This window comes from Paraburkholderia sp. GAS42, from assembly GCF_050436565.1.
In the GTDB taxonomy this organism is placed as follows: Bacteria; Pseudomonadota; Gammaproteobacteria; order Burkholderiales; family Burkholderiaceae; genus Paraburkholderia.
Window position 1 is genome coordinate 167,195 of sequence record NZ_JBNDML010000002.1, and the last position, 19,347, is coordinate 186,541.

The window sequence follows — 19,347 nt, forward strand, 5'->3', positions numbered from 1 at the left end:
ATTAGTCGGACTAGTTAAGGGTATACATCGATTAATAGGTAAAAGTGCGTGATATAGCATTTTCGGCAGGGTAGTCATGCGTACGCGCGTGCACGCGGGTTTCGTGGATGTAGTGATGCCCGGCTCCGGTGCTTTTCCGACCTGCGCCGTCATGCACCGTGAAGTGTTTAACAACTGAGAGACGGGAGAATGAGATGGCGCACGAGCAGGAAGACAAGGATGAAGTGCAGGGCATGCGTCGCGGGTTGCTACAGGGCGCTGGCCTGACTGCGGCACTGGCGCTACTGGGTGGCGCGATCACGCCGGCGCAGGCGGCGGAAGCGGCTCCGTTCCCGGCGCACAAGCGCTGGAAGATCGTATTCGTCAACCATGTCACCACGAATCCGTTCTTCGTTCCAACGCAATATGGCATTCAGGACGCGACCGCTTTGCTTGGGATGGACTACCAGTGGACCGGCTCGGCCAATGCCGACATTGCCGAAATGGTGAACGCGGTGAACGCGGCGATTGCCGGAAAAGCGGACGCAATCGCTGTACCGATCGTCGACCCGAAGGCGTTCGACAAACCGATCCAGGCCGCGCTCGACGCCGGCATTCCTGTCTTTGCCTATAACGCCGATGCGCCCTCGGGCTCGTCGAATCCGCGCCTCGCCTATATCGGACAGGATCTGTACCTGTCTGGCTACCAGATGGGCGAACGCATCGTGAGCCTCATCGATAGCGGCCTCGTCGGGCTCTTTATCGCAACGCCAGGTCAGCTGAACATTCAACCCCGGCTTGACGGCGCAGTGGCTGCAATCAAGAAGTCGGGCAAGAAGATCGACGTGCAAACCATCGCCACCGGCGCGACCGTCAACGAAGAATTATCGAAGATAAAGTCGTTCTTCCTGGGCCACCAGGATCTCAAGGGCATGTTCGCGGTTGACGCGGGCAGTACCCAGGGCGTCGCAGAGGTGATGAAAGAATCTAACCTGCCTTCCAAAGGCGTCCATGGCGGCGGCTTTGATCTGTTGCCACGCACGGTCGATCTGATCCACGACGGCTTCCTCGACTTCACGATCGACCAGCAGCCTTATGTGCAGGGTTTTTATACCGTGGTGGAGGCGTTCATCTTTCTCGCGTCCGGTGGCCTTGTTGGACCGGCCAATATCAACACGGGCCTGAAGTTCGTCACCAAGGGCTCGGTCGATCCTTATCTGACCACTTCGACGCGCTATGAAGGCAAGAGCACGAAAGCCCAGATCGTGCCACGCACGGGTGCGATCAAAGGGTGACATCCTCCGTGGCGGACGCCAAAAAGTCCCTCAGACGCCCGAGGCGCTGGTCAGGCGCACTCGGGCGTTCCAGCGAGATCCGCATCTTTGCGGTCGCGCTCATCCTCTCTGTGTACTTCGAGACAGTCAATCATGACTTCCTGCTGACCAGCGCGAGCCTCCAGAATCTCTCGCAGTTCATCGCCCCGGTGGCGATCATTGCCTTTGGCGAAATCATGCTGATGATTGGTGGGGAGATCGATCTCTCCGCCGGGATGGTCTTTGCGTTTGCGCCGTTCATCATGCATTTTGCTCTTGAGGCCGGCTTGCCCACATGGCTTGCAATCCTCACCGGAGTGACTGCGGCGGGCCTTGTCGGGCTGATTAACGGCGCAGTGACGGTGTACCTGCGCATCCCATCCTTTGTGACGACGCTGGGTACGTTGTTCTTCGTGAACGGCCTCACGCTGACGATCTCACGCGGTACACCGGTTTCGCCGCCGGAGAATTCAGCTTTTGCGGCGTTCATGGGGGGATGGGGTTACAGCGAAATCATCTGGACGCTCGCCATTGCCGCGGCGATGCACGTGCTGCTTCGCTATACACGCTGGGGTTTGCATACGATCGCGTCGGGAGCGAATCCGCTAGGCGCAAGCGAAGCGGGGATACACGTCAGGCGCCTGAAGCTCGGAAACTTCATTCTTGCCGCCCTGCTTGCCGGCTTTACCGGCATCCTGGAAGGCTTCCGTATAACGTCGATCGATCCGCAAGCGGGCGGTAACCAGATCATGTTTCTCGCAGTTGCCGCTGCTGTGATTGGCGGTACGCCGCTAGCGGGTGGATCGGGCACGATCATTGGTGGCTTGATCGGTGCGGCGGTGCTTGGCATTCTCAACGACGGCTTCACGCTGATCGGCATCAACGCCTTCACTTTCAACATGATTCTCGGCGCAGCCATCCTCGGGGCCATGATCTTCAACATTCATGTCGTTCGTCTCGCGCGCAAGGGAGAGTTGTGATGTCCGAGGTGCTGGAGGCGCTGCGCGGCGAAGATATTGTCAAACGTTTCGGCGCGGTCACCGCGCTCGACGGCGTATCGCTGACGCTAAGACACGGCGAGATCCTCGGCGTCCTCGGCGACAATGGCGCAGGCAAATCGACCTTGATCAAGATTCTGACGGGGTTTCATCAGCAGACAAGTGGCAAGCTTTTTGTGGGCGGCGAGGAAACAGCACTTCGCTCGGTCGATCACGCCCGTTCGCTAGGCATTGAATGTGTCTACCAGGATCTGGCCCTCGCCAATTCGCTGAGCATTTATCACAACATGTTCCTGAACCGGGAAATCATACGTCGAGGGCCGTTTCGACTGTTGAACAACCGCGCAATGCGTAACCGCGCCGCGGAGTGTCTTGAAGAAATCGGCGTGCACGTGCCCTCGGTGGACCTGCCGGTCGAGCAGCTTTCCGGTGGGCAGCGGCAGGCTATCGCGGTTGCTCGCGCGGTCAATTCGAATGCACGGATACTGCTGCTCGACGAACCGCTTGCCGCGATGGGTGCCCGCGAAGCCGGACTGATCATCGACCTGATTCTTCGGCTCAAGGAAAAAGGTGGCCTGTCTATCGTGATGATCATGCACAACTACGCGCAGACGCTCGATATCGCGGATCGTGTGATGCTGATGCAGCGTGGGCGCGTGACGTACCAGCGGGAGGCCGCCAGCACGTCGGTCGCGGAGCTGATGGATATCGTGCGACGCGAATATCGGGCCATGCGGACAGGGACGCAATGACGCCAGCCGGCGCAAAGCCAGCGCGCGAACGGCTGACGATTGAGCCGATAGAGCATGGATTTGATCCTTATTGGCCTGTGCACTTTGCGATCAGTCGGATAAGCTCGCAGGGTCGGGCATATCGTAATCCGCGCGCCCGCTGCCATACATGAAGGAAGAAGGCCATGTTCGAAAATGTGCCAGCTTATGCCGGCGATCCGATTCTTTCCCTGAACGAAGACTTCCAGCGCGATCCGCGTACCAACAAGGTAAACCTGAGCATCGGCGTGTATTTCGACGATGCGGGCAGGCTGCCCGTGATGAGTGCGGTGCAGGCTGTCGAAGCCTCGCTGCTCCAGACCGTGTCGCCGCGCAGCTATCTGCCGATGGCGGGTCATACCGGCTATCGTGACGCCGCCCAGGCGCTGGTCTTTGGCGCAAACCATGACGCACGTCTTGCCGGCCGCATCGCGACGCTCCAGACGCTCGGCGGCTCCGGCGCACTCAAGGTGGCCGCTGATTTCCTGCACCGGCACTTGCCGGCTTCGCAGATATGGATCAGCGATCCGAGCTGGGAGAATCATCGCGTGGTGTTTGAAGGCGCTGGCATTACCGTCAACAGCTACCCGTACTACGACCCGGACACGGGTGGTCTGCGCTTCGATGCGATGCGTGACGCGATCGACGCCTTACCCGAGCGTAGCGTCGTCCTGCTGCATGCCTGCTGTCACAACCCGACGGGCGTCGATCTCGACCGGTCGCAATGGGCTGAACTGATACCCGTACTTCAGCGCCGGAAGCTCATCGCATTTGTCGACATGGCATACCAGGGTTTCGGCGATGGACTCGAAGAAGATGCCGCCTGTGTGCGCCAGCTGGCGGACGCCGGTGTGCCACTGATCGTAGCCAGTTCGTTCTCGAAGAACTTTTCGTTGTACGGCGAGCGTTGCGGCGCGCTGAGCGTCGTCTGCCGCGACGCTGAACAGGCGCAGCGCGTGCTCGGGCAACTAACCTTCGCGATCCGCTCGAACTACAGCAGTCCGCCCACGCACGGTGCGAAGCTGGTAGCAGGCGTTCTGTCGGATGCTTCGCTGCGCGCAGCCTGGGAAAACGAACTCGCCACCATGCGGCAGCGAATCAAGGCGATGCGCGGCAAGATCCACGGCGGACTTGCCGGGCATGTCGACGAAGTGTTGCGCGAACGCTATCAATCGCAGGTTGGCATGTTCACGTACACAGGGCTGAGCGAGCAGCAGGTCGACAGGCTGCGCGATGAACATGCGATCTATCTGCTGCGCTCGGGACGGATGTGCGTCGCGGGCCTCAATCAGCAGAATGTCGACTATGTGGCGTCCGCAATCGCATCGGTAGCCGCGAATCCCGGCGCGAAGGAATAATCAAGACGTTCGTCCGACAAATCGATCGTGCTGGTACGCCCGCGTTGCGTCGTCAGGCCGCTGCAAGGAACTGATCGAGCTGGAAGGCCGTCACGCCGACCCCACCGCAGACGATCACGAGCACCTTGCTGAAACCGTTCAGTACGGCCGCGTGGTCGTAGACCGGCGCGAGACTCGCGCCACATGCGGGTTCGACCAGCACGCGGTGATCGTCGAGAAAGCGCTTGCATGCCGTCACGGCGGCGTGGTCCGTGACTGTGACAGGCCGGATATCCGCGGTCATTGCAAGGGCGAAGGCCTGCTCCGAGACCTGCTTCGCCCCCAGCGATGTTGCGACGCTGCGAATAGCGTCCAGTTCGATTCGCCTGCCTGCCTTAACCGACTGCGCGAGCGAGGCCGCACCTTCCGTCTCCACTGCGATGATGGGAACGTGTGCGAGCCCGTTGCGGCGCAGACCTTCGTGGACGCCACAAAGCAGCCCGCCGCCGCCCACCGAAAGCACCACTGCGTCGGGTTCTTCGCCGGCTGCAACGATTTCGTCGATGACCGTCGCGTGGCCGGTCCATAGCAGTGGATCGTCGAACGGATGGATGAATGCATCCGTTTCACCGACCAGTGACAGTGCCTTACCATTCGCTTCCTGCCACGTCGCGCCGTGCACGATCACTTCGGCGCCTTCCAGTGCGATCAGGTCTTTCGCCCGCTGAGTGGTGGTTTGCGGAACGATCACAATGGCAGGCAGACCAAGCCGCCGCGCGGCATACGCTACTGCGATGCCCGCGTTACCGCCAGAAGAAGAAATGAAGCGCCGCTTGCCCCGGCGTGCATATTCTTCGCACGCGTAGCCGATTCCGCGAATCTTGAACGATCCTGCAGGCTGCAGTGCGTCGAGCTTGAGAAGGACGGAGGCGCCGGCGGCGAGGCTAAGAGGCTGGGAGGTGAGTAACGGTGTTTGAATATGGAGCGGCATTGGAAATCCGGAAAACAAGGCGTACCTGAGCGTACCTGAAATGCCCGATCGATGCGTCGCCATGGTAACGGGGCGATTCCGGCCGTCGACCGTGGGAGCAGGTTCTGCCATGAGCGGCCGGCCCCAAAACCGGCCCGCTTTTTATCTGGCTCAGCGTAGACTGGCGGAACGTCGGCGCAAGACTCGCCGCTCGCCGCCGCCTTAAAGCGCCAGTTCCCGGCGGGGCTACCTTCAGCTCGCATCCGTGTCGTCAAACGTCGTTCATCTGAAAGGATTTGCACGATGGCGAAGATCTCTCCTGGAGTGGGTCCGCGGTTTCCACAGGTTGTCGTCCTCTTCGGGGCCACAGGTGATCTGGCGCGACGCAAGCTGTTGCCCGGTCTGTTCCATCTGTCGAGTGCGGGTTTCATTCCGGGTTGCCGGATCATCGCGGTCGCGCTCGAGGACATCGCCCCCGATGCTTTTCGCCAGATAGCACGCGAATCGCTCAATGAGTTTTCTTCCCGCAAGATCGTCGAGGCGGAATGGAATACCTTCGCGGGCAACCTCGATTATCTGCCGCTAGGCGCAGGCGCGAGCGCCCTCAAGGCAGCGGTCGAGAGGGCTGAGCAGACATTCGAAGGCGAGTGCCGACGCCTGCATTATCTGAGCGTACCGCCGAGCGCTGCGTTGTCCGCCGTGCGGATGCTGAGTGAGGCGGGTCTTGTCGAGCGCTCGCGGATCATCATGGAAAAGCCCTTTGGCACCGATCTGGTGAGTTCGGTATCGCTGAACGCGAAGCTGCACGAAGTGTTCGAGGAAGAGCAGATTTTCCGGATCGACCACTTCCTTGGGAAAGAGCCCGCACAGAACATTCTCGCGTTCCGCTTCGCGAACGGTCTTTTCGAACCTATCTGGAATCGCAACTTCATCGACCACGTTCAGATCGACGTCCCGGAGACGCTCGGGCTCGGCAAGCGCGCGGGATTCTACGAGCAGACGGGCGCGTTTCGCGACATGGTGGTCACGCACCTGTTCCAGATCCTCGCGTTCATGGCGATGGAGCCGCCGACATCGCTTGAGCCTTCGCCGATCAGCGAAGAAAAGAACAAGGTATTTCGCAGCATGCTGCCCATCCAGCCGGGCGACGTCGTGCGCGGACAGTACACAGGGTATCGGGCGGAGGAGGGCGTCGGCGCCGAATCGGAAACGGAGACCTTCATCGCGCTGAAATGCTCGATCGATAACTGGCGCTGGGCCGGCGTGCCGTTCTATCTGCGCACCGGGAAGCGCATGGCGGAAGGGCAACGGATCATTTCCATCGCGTTTCGCGAGCCGCCAAAGAGTATGTTCCCGGCGGGATCAGGCGTCGGCGCGCAAGGCCCCGATCATCTGACATTCGATCTGGCTGACGCATCGAAGATGTCGCTTTCGTTTTACGGCAAACGTCCGGGTCCCGGCATGCGGCTGGACAAACTGAGTCTCCAGTTCGCGATGCATGACACGGGGCTGATTGGCGATGTGCTTGAAGCGTACGAGCGGTTGATCCTCGACGCCATGCGCGGAGATCGCACGCTGTTCACGACGGCCGAGGGCATCGAGCGGCTGTGGCAGGTGTCGACCGCATTGCTCGAATCGCCGCCACCGGTTCGCTTCTATGCGCCGGGGTCATGGGGGCCGAATGCGATCCATCAACTCGTCGCGCCGCGTGCGTGGCGGCTTCCGTTCGAGCGGGCCTGGCGGGATCCAAACAAGGCGGGGAACTGACATCGTTCGAGATGCCGGCGGGATGTTGCGAGAGGGGTGTGTGTGCCAGGAAACCGGTTCGAACTGCGGGACAGTTCTCACGATACTTCGGTCCGGTCACCCTTCCGGCTGCGAGCCGGAAGGGACGATCAACGCGGTGCCTGACAGGAGCCGGGGAGCCGCGTTGATCGACTACGACAGGCGCACCCGCCGCCTTTAACCCTGAGCCGCGGCCAGCGCGGCGTTCAGCGTTTTGCTCGGACGCATGACGGCGTCGAGCTTTTCGGCGTCCGGACGATAGTAGCCACCGATGTCTGCCGCTTCGCCTTGCACAGCCGACAGTTCGCCGACAATGGTCTGCTCGTTCCCGGTCAGTTGCTTCGCCAGCGGCGCGAACTGTGCGGCGAGCGCTGCGTCATCGGTTTGTGCCGCGAGTTCCTGGGCCCAGTACATCGCGAGGTAGAACTGGCTGCCACGGTTGTCCAGCTGCCCGGTCTTGGGCGACGGATTCTTGTTGTTCTCCAGCAGCTTGCCCGTCGCGGCATCCAGCGTCGTGGCCAGGATCCTGGCCTTGCCGTTGCCGGTCTTGATGCCGAGTTCTTCCAGCGACACAGCCAGCGCCAGGAATTCACCCAGCGAATCCCAGCGCAGGTGGTTCTCTTCCACCAGTTGCTTGACGTGCTTCGGCGCCGAGCCGCCTGCACCGGTTTCGTACATGCCGCCGCCGGCCATCAGCGGGACGATGGAGAGCATCTTGGCGCTGGTGCCCAGTTCCATGATCGGGAACAGGTCGGTCAGGTAATCGCGCAGGATGTTGCCTGTGACCGAGATCGTATCCAGACCGCGGATCACGCGTTCCAGCGTGTAACGCATCGCGCGTACCTGCGACATGATCTGGATGTCGAGGCCTTCGGTGTCGTGATCCTTGAGGTAGGTCTCGACCTTCTTGATCATCTCGGCTTCGTGCGGACGGTACGGGTCGAGCCAGAACACGGCCGGCATGCCGGAGTTGCGCGCGCGTGTCACGGCGAGCTTGACCCAGTCGCGGATCGGCGCGTCCTTGACCTGGCACATGCGCCAGATGTCACCTTGCTCGACGGTCTGCACCAGCAGTACTTCGCCCGTTGCATTGTCGACGATGCGGGCTTCGCCGGCTTCCGGCACTTCGAACGTCTTGTCGTGCGAACCGTATTCTTCAGCCTGCTGCGCCATCAGCCCGACGTTGGGCACCGTGCCCATCGTGACCGGGTCGAAGTTGCCGTTCGTCTTGCAGAAGTTGATGATCTCCTGATAGATGCGGGCAAACGTGCTTTCCGGGATCACAGCCTTCGTGTCCTTCGGACGGCCGTCGGCGCCCCACATCTTGCCGCCGATACGGATCATTGCCGGCATCGACGCGTCGACGATCACGTCGTTCGGTGCGTGCAGGTTGGAGATGCCCTTGGCCGAATCCACCATGGCCAGTTCCGGGCGATGTTCGTGACAGGCGTGCATGTCGCGGATGATTTCTTCGCGCTTGGAGCTCGGCAGCGATTCCAGCTTGTCGTACAGGTTGACGAGACCGTTGTTGACGTTCACGCCCAGTTCGTCGAACAGCTTGCCGTGTTTCTCGAAGGCTTCCTTGTAGAAGATCTTCACTGCGTGACCGAAGACGATCGGGTGCGAGACCTTCATCATCGTTGCCTTCACGTGCAGCGAGAACATCACGCCGGTTTTGCGTGCGTCTTCCATCTGTTCTTCGTAGAAGTCGCACAGCGCGTTCTTGCTCATGAACATGCTGTCGATGATTTCGCCGTCCAGCAGCGGCACCTTCGACTTCAGCACGATCGTCTTGCCGCTCTTCGTGACCAGTTCCATATTCACGTCGCGGGCGCCGTTCACGGTCATGGATTTTTCGCCATGATAGAAGTCGCCATGCTTCATGTGCGCCACGTGCGTGCGCGAAGCCATGCTCCATTCACCCATGCTGTGCGGGTTCTTGCGCGCGTAGTTCTTCACGGCGGCGGGTGCGCGGCGATCAGAGTTGCCTTCGCGCAGCACCGGATTCACGGCGCTGCCGAGGCATCGGGAGTAGCGCTGGCGAATCGCTTTCTCGGCTTCGGTCTTCGGCTCTTCCGGGAAATCCGGCACCTTGTAGCCCTTGCCCTGCAGTTCCCTGATCGCGCCGACCAGCTGGTGCACGGACGCGCTGATGTTCGGCAGCTTGATGATGTTGGTGTCCGGCAGCAACGTCAGACGGCCGAGTTCGGCCAGGTTGTCCGGCACGCGTTGTTCTTCGGTCAGAAACTCCGGGAACTCACCCAGGATGCGGCCAGCCACCGAGATATCGCTGGTGGTGACGTTGATTCCAGCCGGCGCGGTGAACGTGCGGATGATGGGCAGGAATGCACGGGTCGCCAGCAGGGGCGCTTCGTCGGTGAGGGTGTAGATAATCGTGGGTTGCTGGGTACTCATCGCGTGTCTCTAGAACAGAAAACAGGGTGGGAAAAGCCGCCGGCCGCGCACACGCCGGCACCAATGACCGAATTTTGCCTGATTTTGCATTCGCAAGGACTTTGCCTCGCACTGCAAACGCAAAAACGCAAATTTTACCTGCAGACGGGGTCGGGCGTGTGAAAGTGTCGTGTGGTCGGACTTGCCGTGCGGTGTCGGCGTTGCGTATCGCTGCGTTCAGCGCCCCAACCGGTTTTCGATCCTTCCCATCAACCGTCCGGTCCAGCCACGGATCAGTCTGTCTGACGCTACGACCGGTATCGAATACGCGATGACCTGATACACCGTGTTCCGTTTCACCTTGGAGACCTTCGCCGGATCGAGCCACGCGTCGTTATCGACCAGCAGCAATAGCGTCTCCAGCCCGATCACAATGGGCCACAAACAGGCCAGCCGCAGCCGCACCGAATGCGCCGGAATGGCGAGCGTGTATTCGACCGCCTCGCGAAAATGATCGAGCGTCTTGCGGACAAGTTCGAACATGAGCGGCTGCGCGCGAACTGAATGCTTCGGCAGCAGCAGATCCTGCGGACTCAGACCGAACGGGTCCAGCATCGTCGACGGAATGTAGCAGCGGCCAATACGCAGATCCTTGCCGCAATCGCGCAGGACGTTGGTCAGTTGCAGCGCCTTGCCGAAACGTACGCCACGATTCAACGTCGTATCGGGCTCGCCTTTGAGTGTGCCCGGGATATGCGCCCAGGTCATCTTCGTCCAGAATTCCCCGACGCATCCCGCCACCAGATACGTGTACCGGTCGAGCGCCTCGAATTCGCGTAACGCGACAATCTGCCCCGACGACTCATCTGGGAACGTACGGAGATCGAATTCCATGCCTTCGGTCAGCGTCGACACGATCTCACGCACCGCGTCCCGATCGGACTCGCTCAATTGCGCGAGTACGGCCAGAGCAGGGCCGAGCGACTCGAGCAGAACCTTTTCGTCTGAATGCGTCTGCTGCGCCGCTACTTCCACGGCCATGCGGTGCAGGAGCGCATCGTCGTCTGCGGCGCCATTGACCTGCGCGCGAAGCGCCAGCAGCATCTCCAGTCTTTGCCCGGGCGGAATCAGCGAGGTATCCGCAATCGTGTCCGCAGCACGCGCCAGAAGGTACGCGAGGCCGACCGGATCGCGCATTCCGATCGGCAGTACGCGCAGCGTGAGGTAGAAGGAACGTGAGACGCCCTTCAGGAGCGGGCCGAGAAGGAAGGCCCGGGCAGGGTTACGCATAGAGGTGGGTTCGGGTCGGTATTGGAAAATCAAACGCTGCCGGATTGTACCTGGCAAACTGCTTTCGTTCGCTCTTTCCGCGACCGGCCCGCCCGACCCGTCAACGCGACGGCACCCCCTCGCGCCATTCGCCCCAGTGCGTGGCGATGTCCTGCACGAGCGGATTGCCGGCTCGATAGAGATTCTCGATAGCCGGCCCGAAGCCACCCTGCGCCGCATAGTTGAGGAGGTTATCGGAAGCACTCTGGCCGTCATAAGGCCGATCAAAATCCGAACCCGAACGGAGCGCCGCGACGCGACTCAGATCGACACGCCCGGTGCTCGCCGCGCGCTTGAGCGCCTCATACGTTGCGTTGTCTTCCTGCTGGGTCGTGCAGTACGTGCCCTGGCCATCGGTCAGCAGCTTGGTCCAGTACCGCGCGCGCTCGCCGATGTATTTACCCGACCACCAGGTATCGCCCGCCAGCGTGTCGCACTGGATCACCTTCGGCGGCTGGTTGGCCGGCGCGTAGTTGAACTTTGCGCGCGCGTTCTGCGCGTCTGGGCTATCCAGCAGCGTCACGTTTTGCGAAAGCTTGTACGCTGTATCGGCAAGCGTTGCGTTCAGCGCGAAGACTTCAGTGCGGTAATCGAGCGGCGGCTTGTCCGTGGGCGATTTCGTGTTGATGCCAAGGAAGCCGCTGGGCCAGCTATCAGGCTTTTCGCGGGCGTCGATTTCCCACTGAATGCCGAAATCAACCAGGTACTTCGCCCATGCCGCCGATCCGAGCGTGCCCTGCGCCGGATCGATTCCCGCGATGCCCGCAATCATGAAGTACGTGCGGCGCAGGTTGAATTTATCGGAGAAGGTGAGCGCCATCAGCGATGCGGCCGCGTTCGAGTGTCCCATCCCCGTCGTCATGACGCAGATGTCCTGGCGGTTGCAATGCACTTCGGGGTAGTCGGGAGAGAGTCCGGGCACCTTGATGGCTTTCCATGGACCGAGGTGGTCGAGCCACACCTGTCCTTCCGGTCCGAACATCGAGATGATCATCACTTTCACGTCGTGGCTGCCACCGGCGGGGCGGCCGAAGGCCTCGGAATCCTGCGCGACACCCGGCAAACACACCCCGAATGTGCAGGCTGCGACGAATGTTGCCGCGATTGCGGTCCGTGCGACAGGTGTCCCGTGCGGGTTGCGGTGAACCAGGGCTTTCTTGAACTGCGTTATCACGTTCATCGGGCGGCTCCCTCAGGTTGGAAGGCGGATGTATGAGCGGGCGGTTGGACGTCGCATCCGGGACGCTGTGTCCATCCATGTTCCCGGTTGAGGAGTATAGGACGCAAAAAATCATACGGTCCACTGGATGATTCGATGGCTACGCGACACGGTATGGGCCATGCGCCACGCTTCACCGCCTGGTCAATTCTGCTCATGGATGTGCGCTGATGCGGCATGCATAGTACGATCGACCGCGCTATCCACGAACGCGTCGCGCTAGCGTCAAAGGGAGAAACGCATTCATTCATTTCAGGGCCTGGTTTTCGACGCTCTGCCAGTCGCCACCCAACGACTGGAACAGTGCAGCCGTATCGGCCAGGCGGTCGGCCTGCGCGCGGGTCCGGTCGATCGAAGTCTGTAGCACCTGACGCTGCGTGTCGAGAAGCCCAGACTGGCTGACTCCGCCCGCAGCATATTGCGCATGCGCGATGTCGAGGCTCGCTTGCGCCTGCTTCGCGGCGTCGTCGCGCGCCTGCAGTTCGCGTGCGTCTTCATTTAGCGCTGTCAGCGTATCCGCGACCTGTTGCAGTGCCTGGAGCACCGTTTGCTGATAGCCGGCGAGCGCGGCGTCATAGGCGGCCTGTGCCGAACGCTTCTTTGCCCGCAGCTCGCCGCCGCGGAAAACAGGTTGCGTGAGATTCAGCCCAATGTTCCAGATGTTCAATCCGCTCACCACGTCCTGCACATTTGTGCGCTCCGAACCGATCCCCGCTGAGAGCGAAAACTGCGGATACAGATTGGCCGTCGCCACGCCCACGTTCGCGCTCGCCTGATGCAACAGCGCCTCAGATGCACGGATGTCGGGACGCTCACGTGCGAGCGTCGACGGCAGCGTGAGCGGCACAGTGTCGGGCAGATGGAGCGAATCCAGCGTGAGTTCGGCGAAGTCCGCTTTCGATGGCGCCACGCCAAGCAGGATCGCAAGTTGATGATCGGCCTGGGCGAGTTGCGTCCTGAGCGGCGGCAGCGATGCGCGCGTCTGGGCCAGCAGCGTGCGCTGGGTGCGCACGTCGAGTTGCGAAACGCCACCCGCCGCGAAGCGTGCCTCGATGATGGCAAGCTGGTTTGTCTGCGTGTCGACGAGCTGCTGGGTGAGCGCAATCTGTTGTTGCAACGATGCGCGTCGCACGGCGGTCGAGACGACATTGCCCGCAATCGAAAGCCGCGCTGCGTCAAGTTCGTACCCCGCGTAATCGACCTGCGCCATGGTCGCCTCGAGCGCGCGACGGTTGACGCCAAAAATATCGAACGCGTATGACACGCTAACGGACGCATTGAACAGCGAAAACGGCCCCGGATTCTGCACGTGCGGAATGCCGAATGCAGCGAGATCGACCTGTTGCCGCGTGCCGGAGAGGGTCGCATCGACGCTCGGGAACTGCGTCGAGCCGAACTGTGCGTTGTAGTCTTCACGCGCTTCGACCAGTTTTGCACGGGCCTGTGTGAGAGTGGGGCTTTGCTGCAAGGCCTCGTCGACGATACGGTTGAGCGAATCCGAATGGAATTGCTCCCACCACATCGGCGTGGCGTGCGCGGCCGTAGTCAATGTTTGCGACGATCCTGCCGCGCCACTGGCAGCTGCGGTCGTAGCAGGCAGCGTTTCGCGCGTATAGGTCTCACTGTCTGGCGCGGCGGGAGCGTGAAAATCCGGGCCGACGGTGCAGCCGCACAGCGCGATGGCGCACAGGAATGCGAGGGGTTTCATCGACGTTTCTCCTAGTCGAGCGTGCGCCGATAGAAGCGCAGCGCAATCGCCATCACGATCACCGTAAAGAGTGCCACCGGCCACACGGAGGGCCAGAGGTCCGCCCATCCATTGCCTTTGAGCAGGATGCCGCGAATCAGCCGGTTAAAGTAGGTGAGAGGCAGCAGGTTGCCAAGGAACTGCGCCCATTTCGGCATGCCCGCGAACGGGAACATGAAGCCCGAGAGCAGGATGTTCGGCAGGAAATAAAACACGGTAAGCTGCATCGCCTGCAACTGGTTTTGCGCAAGCGAAGATAACGTGATGCCAACCGTCAGATTTGCCGCAATAAACAGCAGCACTGCAAGGTAGATGGCAATCGGGCTGCCCACGAATGGCACGTGAAACACGTAACGCGTCGCGGCGAGAATGATCGACGCCTGAATGAGGCCGATGATCACGTAAGGTACGATCTTGCCGGTCATGACTTCAATCGGCAAAACGGGCGTCGCGAGCAGGTTTTCCATCGTGCCGCGCTCGCGTTCACGCGTGATTGCGAGGCCGGTCATCATCACGAGCGTCATCGTCAGGATCACGCCCATCAAACCGGGCACCACGTTGTATTGCGTGATGCCCTCGGGGTTATACAGGCTGTGAACCTGCACGTTGAATGCCGCCGGGCTGCCGTTCAGATGCGCGAGCGGTCCGGTGATGTCCTTGTCTGCGACCGGCTGCACGAGGCCCGGCAGCGCGGCAACTGCGGTGTTCGTCGCGGTTGGATCGGTGGCGTCGGCTTCGACCAGCAATGATGGATGCTCACCGCGTAGCAGACGTCGCGAGAAATCGGCGGGCACATTCAGCACGAACTGCACGCGACCCTGCGCGAGCGCACGGCGGCCGGCTTCCTCGTCGGGCAGCGTTTCGACGATATTGAAATAGTCGGAGTTCTTCATCGCTTCGACGAAACTGCGCGAAAACGCGCTCTGCTCGCCGATGATGAGCGCGGTGGGCAGATGCTTCGGGTCGGTGTTGATCGCAAAGCCGAACAGTGCGAGCTGGATGACCGGCACACCGATGATCATGCCGAACGTGACGCGGTCGCGGCGCAACTGGAGGAATTCCTTGAGGACGATGCTCCACCAGCGCGTCAGCGAAAACAGGTTGAGTGTGCTCACGATGGCGCTCCGAAGTTGTCCTTCGAGTGACTCATCAGATAGATGAACACATCTTCAAGACCGGTTTCGATGGGTTCGATGCGCAGTGCCGTGCCTGCCGTCGCCTGTTTGATTGCGTTTTCAAGCGCGGCATGGTCGCGACCGCTTGCATGCAGCGAAGAGCCGAATACGACGGTCTGGTCGACGCCGGGCGTCGCGCGCAGTTGTTCGGACAATGTGCTCAGGTGCTCGCCGTGGATCGCCCACGTCGCGAGATCCTGCGATTCGATCACTTCGCTCGACGTGCCCTTCGCGAGCAGCCTTCCATATGCGATATAGCCGAGCTTGTGACAACGTTCCGCTTCATCCATGTAATGCGTGCTGACCAGCACCGAAATGCCGCGTGCCGCGAGACGATGCAGTTCTTCCCAGAAATCGCGTCGTGCGGTGGGGTCGACGCCAGCAGTCGGTTCGTCGAGCAGCAGCAGTTTCGGCTCGTGCAGCATGCATGCCGCGAGCGCGAGCCGTTGTTTCCAGCCGCCTGACAGAGAACCCGTCAGCTGTTTCGCGCGGCTTTGCAGCCCGAGGGATTCGAGCGAGCGGTCGACAGCTTCGCGCCGGTTGCGCATCTGATAGACGCGTGCGACGAAGTCGAGATTCTCGCGAATGGTCAGGTCGTCCCAATACGAAAACTTTTGCGTCATGTAGCCGACGTTGCGCTTGATCTGCGCGCTCTCGCGCCGGATGTCGTAGCCGAGACACGTGCCGCTGCCGGAATCGGGCGTGAGCAAACCGCACATCAGGCGGATCGACGTTGTTTTGCCGCTGCCGTTCGGCCCGAGAAAGCCGAAGATCTCACCACGCGCGACCTGCAACGACACATCGTTGACGACGTGCTTGTCGCCGAAGTGCTTGTTCAGGTTCTGCACGTCGATCACAGGGTCCTGCGTGGAGGTGCTCATTGCAGTGACACCGTGACGGGCTGGCCCGGATGAAGTTTAGTTGCATCGGCAACCGATGGATGCGCTTCGACGAGAAACACCAGCTTCGCCCGTCTTTCGTTGCTGTAGATAACCGGCGGCGTGTATTCGGCCTGGTTCGATATGAAGGTCACTTTCGCGGGTATGTCTGCTGCGCAACCGTCGCAATGGACGGTCAGAGTCCGGCCGGTTGCGAGCTGGCCGACCATCGCCTCAGGAACAAAAAAGCGCACTTTCACGTTTTGCGGTGGCAGCATCTGTACGACCGGACTACCCGCCTGCACCCATTCGCCGAGGCGATAAAGCGTGTCGTAGACGAGACCTTCAGCAGGTGCGTTCACACGTTTCTGATCGAGCTTCCATTGCGCCTGTGCAACGGTGGCCTGCGCGGCGGCAACCTGCGCGGTCTGCGCGGTGATCTGCTGCGAACGGCCGGGCAGTCGTGCGACGTCCACCTGACTGGTGAGCTCGCGTACCTGGGCGGCGGTGGCATCGGCGTTGGCGCGTGAATCGTCCAGCTGCGCCCTGGCAATACCGCCAGCACGGAACTGTGCTTCGTCGCGCGTCAATTGCAGGGACGCCTTGCGTGCATTCGCGATGGCTTCGGCAAGTTGCGCCCGGTTGATGTTGACCTCGGGCGCGCGCTTGCCGGTCTGGATATCCGCGAGCTGTGCGCGCGCGGCAGCGAGTTGCTGCTGGGCCTGCTGGAGCGCCGCGGCTTCATCGGTCGATTCGAGCGTGAAGAGCGGCGTGCCTGCCTGTACGGTCTCGCCGCGCGTGACTGACAACTGCGTCAGTTTGCCCGACTGCGTCGAGCCGAGATAGACGAATTCGCCCTCGACGTAACCCTGATATGCGTTGCTCTCGTGGTGTGAGCATGCCGACAGCACAACCGCGGCAAACACCAGCGAAAGCGGGACGCAGTAAATGCGGCTCATAACATGCTCCGTGACGAAGGGCGCGCTTGCAAGGGCGCCCGCTGCGGCCGCATGCCGCCTGGAAAGTGGGTGAGAGGACAAACCTGTTGAAAGGTCGACCCGGCTCGATGGAAACTATTTTCGTCGCTTTAGTTTCCTGGGTCAATCGAAACATCCGAAACCCGGACGGATCGAACGGAATTGAGTGCCGAGGTAGCGCGCAGGCGGGAAGGCGAACGTTCTTCGTCCGTTCTGTTTTAAGCGAACTTTGAAATAAGGTTATTGAACAGGATCGCAGCCCGCATCGTCTTAACGAAGATGTGGGACGTCGATAACCGGGGATGAAGTTCAAATCGTTTAGCGCAAGCGCGGAATGTCCGGTGATCCGCATTCCTGCAATTGGCTTTGAACGCTTGGGGAAGCAATGGAAGGAGGCAAACCTGATCCCGCGCTACTTGAAGCGTTTGGGCGTCGATGGGACGCCGACTTTCTGGGACCGCCGCTCGCGCGGCCGTGATGCTGCGCGATCCTGCTGGCGCTTTTACTGCCCGTTGCTGAGCCCCGCCGCCTTCGCGCGCTGTGCTGCGACGATGCGGCCGGCGCGGATCGCGTTATCTGGATAGTCGAGCCAGTCCAACGGATCGTAGCCCGCAGCGCGCCACGCCACGAGGTCTGCGCGGACCTGAGCGCGCGTCAGCGGACCTGATGGGTCATAAGAGCCCGACGGAGTTTGCGCGAATGCCGACCCAAGACACAAAGCGCCGACGAGCACCCCTGACGTAATACGAATAGCCGATTTCATGACATCACCTCGAGCGGTGACAACCGCCCTTTCATGTTAGGTGATGCGTCGAACAGAGCAAAGGCGGCGGGTCGTGTGAAAGAGGGCATCGCGCAATGCGATGAGTGAGCGATGCCTGTGCCCGTAGTCGCATCGGCGCGTGTCGCTGACTGGTATACCACTCATGAACGACGAGACGCTTTAGCTGCGCGGACCCGGCCACAAGCTGCCAATCGCCGCGATCCCGAGCGCGCCAGCTGACTGCGCCTGAGCGATGTGTACAGGCTCCATGCCGCCGAGTGCGTACGCAGGCGTCGACGTCAGCGCAAGCAGATCAGCGAACGCGTCCCAACCTAGTGGCGCGGCATCTGGGTGGGTCCGTGTTTTCAGCACCGGCGAGAGCGTGACGAAATCCGCGCCAAGCACTTCGGCCTGAGACAGTTGCGCGGCATTGTGACAGGCGGCGGAAAACAGAATGTTGCCTGAAACAGGGCGTTTTCTTTGCATCATCAGGTGCTGGCTGCCGATGTGAATTCCATCCGCACCTAGCGTGTCGGCAACGAAGGCGATGTGATTCACGATCATCCTGGCGCTAAAGGTACGACAGACATCCAGCGCCTGTGTTGCCAGCGCTGCATATTGGTCGGCGCTCATCGTTTTGCTACGCAGTTGCACGAGCGCAATGCCCGATTGGAGCGCCTGCTCCAGCCGATCGAGGAAGAAGTCCGCTTCGAATGCAGCCGGCTCGGGCGTGATCAGATATCGGTCCGGCAGGTTAAGAGTGGTTTTCATCCGGGCATCGCCAGGTTTCGCAAGCGCACAGTGTAAAGGCAGACAGCAACCCGATATCGGCCGTCGCCAGTGTTGTCTGGTAATGCCCGATACATCGAAGCGGTTTGGTAGTATCTGACTTTATATCCGCGCGTTTTTGCCATGCTTGCACTCAAGCTCACGCTGGTACCTTTGTTTCTGCTGTTCGTTTCGATGTCGGGCAAATGATGGGGCCCATCGATCGCGGGATGGCTTGCCGGTCTGCCTGTCGTTGCCGGTCCCATTCTTTATCTTCTTGTCCTTGAACACGGCCCCGCGTTCGGCGCGCGTGCCGCGACGCTGTCGCTTTCAGCGATTCTCGCCTCCGAAGCATTCAATTTCGCCTATGCATGGACGTGCCGCTCGCGCCCATGGCCGACCGCGCTACTGGTTGCACTGGCAACCTGGTTCGTCGCCGCCTGCGTCCTGTCGCTTCTGCCCGTGTCGCCAGTATGGGCGGTGTGCGTTGCGCTGACCGCAGTCCTTTTTGGTCAATCCTTCCTGCCACGCAGTGCCGCCATTTCGGCTGGGGCACCGCCTGATCGCACCGATCTGACGGGAAGAATGCTCGCCGGTGCGGCGCTTACGCTATTCGTCACTGCGCTATCGGGACGGGTTGGCGCGACGTGGAGCGGATTGCTTGCGGTTTTTCCCGTTACTTGGGATTGTGCTGTCGGTCTCGTCGCATCGTGCTCATGGATCTGAATTCGTTGTCTCGCTGCTGCGTGGCATGGTGCTGGGCCGCTTTTCGTTCGCTGCGTTCTGTCTGTTCCTTTCGCTCGCGTTAAACCATCAAGATCCGACTACAACATTTGCCGAAGCGGCGGTGCTTGCGATGTTCGTGCAGTGGTGCACTAAACGCATGGGCAAGCCCGGCTCGCATGGAAGCACGGCCGTACCGGAATGAGCCGGCCTTTAAAGCAG

The 19,347-nt window shown here is 61.0% G+C and carries 15 protein-coding genes and 1 pseudogene; 6 read left to right on the forward strand and 10 right to left on the reverse strand.

The features are described 5' to 3' along the window. The first annotated feature begins 194 nt into the window (after window positions 1–194). The 4 genes from P3T16_RS03360 to P3T16_RS03375 all read left to right on the forward strand — a co-directional run bounded on the left by P3T16_RS03360 (window position 195) and on the right by P3T16_RS03375 (window position 4,418). Complete coding sequence (locus P3T16_RS03360; RefSeq protein WP_429254199.1) at window positions 195–1,274, forward strand: sugar ABC transporter substrate-binding protein; 1,080 nt, start codon at window positions 195–197, stop codon at window positions 1,272–1,274. An 8-nt stretch (window positions 1,275–1,282) separates the two neighbouring features. Continuing rightward, on the forward strand, window positions 1,283–2,272 hold the full coding sequence (locus tag P3T16_RS03365; RefSeq protein ID WP_429341169.1) for an ABC transporter permease: 990 nt from the start codon (window positions 1,283–1,285) through the stop codon (window positions 2,270–2,272). Next, entirely contained in the window at window positions 2,272–3,042 is a 771-nt protein-coding gene (locus P3T16_RS03370) for an ATP-binding cassette domain-containing protein (RefSeq protein ID WP_429341170.1), read from the forward strand. Before P3T16_RS03365 ends, P3T16_RS03370 begins: the two co-directional genes overlap by 1 nt. Before the next feature lie 164 nt (window positions 3,043–3,206). Next, complete coding sequence (locus P3T16_RS03375; RefSeq protein ID WP_429341171.1) at window positions 3,207–4,418, forward strand: aromatic amino acid transaminase; 1,212 nt, start codon at window positions 3,207–3,209, stop codon at window positions 4,416–4,418. Between the two features lie 52 nt (window positions 4,419–4,470). On the opposite strand, the gene P3T16_RS03380 is transcribed toward P3T16_RS03375, so the two are convergent. Further along, entirely contained in the window at window positions 4,471–5,388 is a 918-nt protein-coding gene (locus P3T16_RS03380; protein WP_429341172.1) for a pyridoxal-phosphate dependent enzyme, read from the reverse strand. 282 nt (window positions 5,389–5,670) lie between these two features. Here P3T16_RS03380 and zwf point away from each other — a divergent pair, with 282 nt between their 5' ends. Further along, window positions 5,671–7,134, forward strand: a complete 1,464-nt coding sequence (gene zwf / locus P3T16_RS03385) for a glucose-6-phosphate dehydrogenase (protein WP_429341173.1) — start codon at window positions 5,671–5,673, stop codon at window positions 7,132–7,134. 195 nt (window positions 7,135–7,329) lie between these two features. Here zwf and P3T16_RS03390 read toward each other — a convergent pair whose 3' ends face one another. The 9 genes from P3T16_RS03390 to P3T16_RS03430 all read right to left on the reverse strand — a co-directional run bounded on the left by P3T16_RS03390 (window position 7,330) and on the right by P3T16_RS03430 (window position 18,405). Next, window positions 7,330–9,567, reverse strand: a complete 2,238-nt coding sequence (locus P3T16_RS03390) for an NADP-dependent isocitrate dehydrogenase (RefSeq protein ID WP_429254205.1) — start codon at window positions 9,565–9,567, stop codon at window positions 7,330–7,332. 216 nt (window positions 9,568–9,783) lie between these two features. Further along, window positions 9,784–10,836 carry a phytoene/squalene synthase family protein gene (locus P3T16_RS03395; RefSeq protein ID WP_429341174.1) on the reverse strand — a complete coding sequence of 351 codons (1,053 nt, stop codon included), beginning with the start codon at window positions 10,834–10,836 and terminating at the stop codon, window positions 9,784–9,786. Window positions 10,837–10,936: 100 nt separating this feature from the next. Then, window positions 10,937–12,055 (reverse strand): purine-nucleoside phosphorylase, encoded by a 1,119-nt coding sequence (locus P3T16_RS03400; protein ID WP_429341175.1) that lies wholly within the window; start codon window positions 12,053–12,055, stop codon window positions 10,937–10,939. A 286-nt stretch (window positions 12,056–12,341) separates the two neighbouring features. Next, window positions 12,342–13,802 carry an efflux transporter outer membrane subunit gene (locus P3T16_RS03405; RefSeq protein WP_429341176.1) on the reverse strand — a complete coding sequence of 487 codons (1,461 nt, stop codon included), beginning with the start codon at window positions 13,800–13,802 and terminating at the stop codon, window positions 12,342–12,344. Between the two features lie 11 nt (window positions 13,803–13,813). Further along, entirely contained in the window at window positions 13,814–14,956 is a 1,143-nt protein-coding gene (locus P3T16_RS03410) for an ABC transporter permease (RefSeq protein ID WP_429254210.1), read from the reverse strand. Further along, the gene (locus tag P3T16_RS03415) at window positions 14,953–15,897 is read right to left on the reverse strand and encodes an ABC transporter ATP-binding protein (protein WP_429341177.1); all 945 of its coding nucleotides are present in this window, start codon (window positions 15,895–15,897) and stop codon (window positions 14,953–14,955) included. Before P3T16_RS03415 ends, P3T16_RS03410 begins: the two co-directional genes overlap by 4 nt. Continuing rightward, window positions 15,894–16,853 (reverse strand): HlyD family secretion protein, encoded by a 960-nt coding sequence (locus tag P3T16_RS03420; protein ID WP_429341178.1) that lies wholly within the window; start codon window positions 16,851–16,853, stop codon window positions 15,894–15,896. The genes P3T16_RS03415 and P3T16_RS03420 overlap by 4 nt, the downstream gene beginning before the upstream one ends. Window positions 16,854–17,373: 520 nt before the next feature. After that, window positions 17,374–17,634, reverse strand: a complete 261-nt coding sequence (locus tag P3T16_RS03425; protein WP_429341179.1) for a DUF4148 domain-containing protein — start codon at window positions 17,632–17,634, stop codon at window positions 17,374–17,376. A gap of 180 nt (window positions 17,635–17,814) precedes the next feature. Then, window positions 17,815–18,405 carry a thiamine phosphate synthase gene (locus tag P3T16_RS03430; RefSeq protein WP_429341180.1) on the reverse strand — a complete coding sequence of 197 codons (591 nt, stop codon included), beginning with the start codon at window positions 18,403–18,405 and terminating at the stop codon, window positions 17,815–17,817. A gap of 141 nt (window positions 18,406–18,546) precedes the next feature. Between P3T16_RS03430 and P3T16_RS03435 the strand changes: the two are divergent. Next, window positions 18,547–19,330, forward strand: a pseudogene (locus P3T16_RS03435) (hypothetical protein). The last annotated feature ends 17 nt before the right edge of the window (window positions 19,331–19,347 follow it).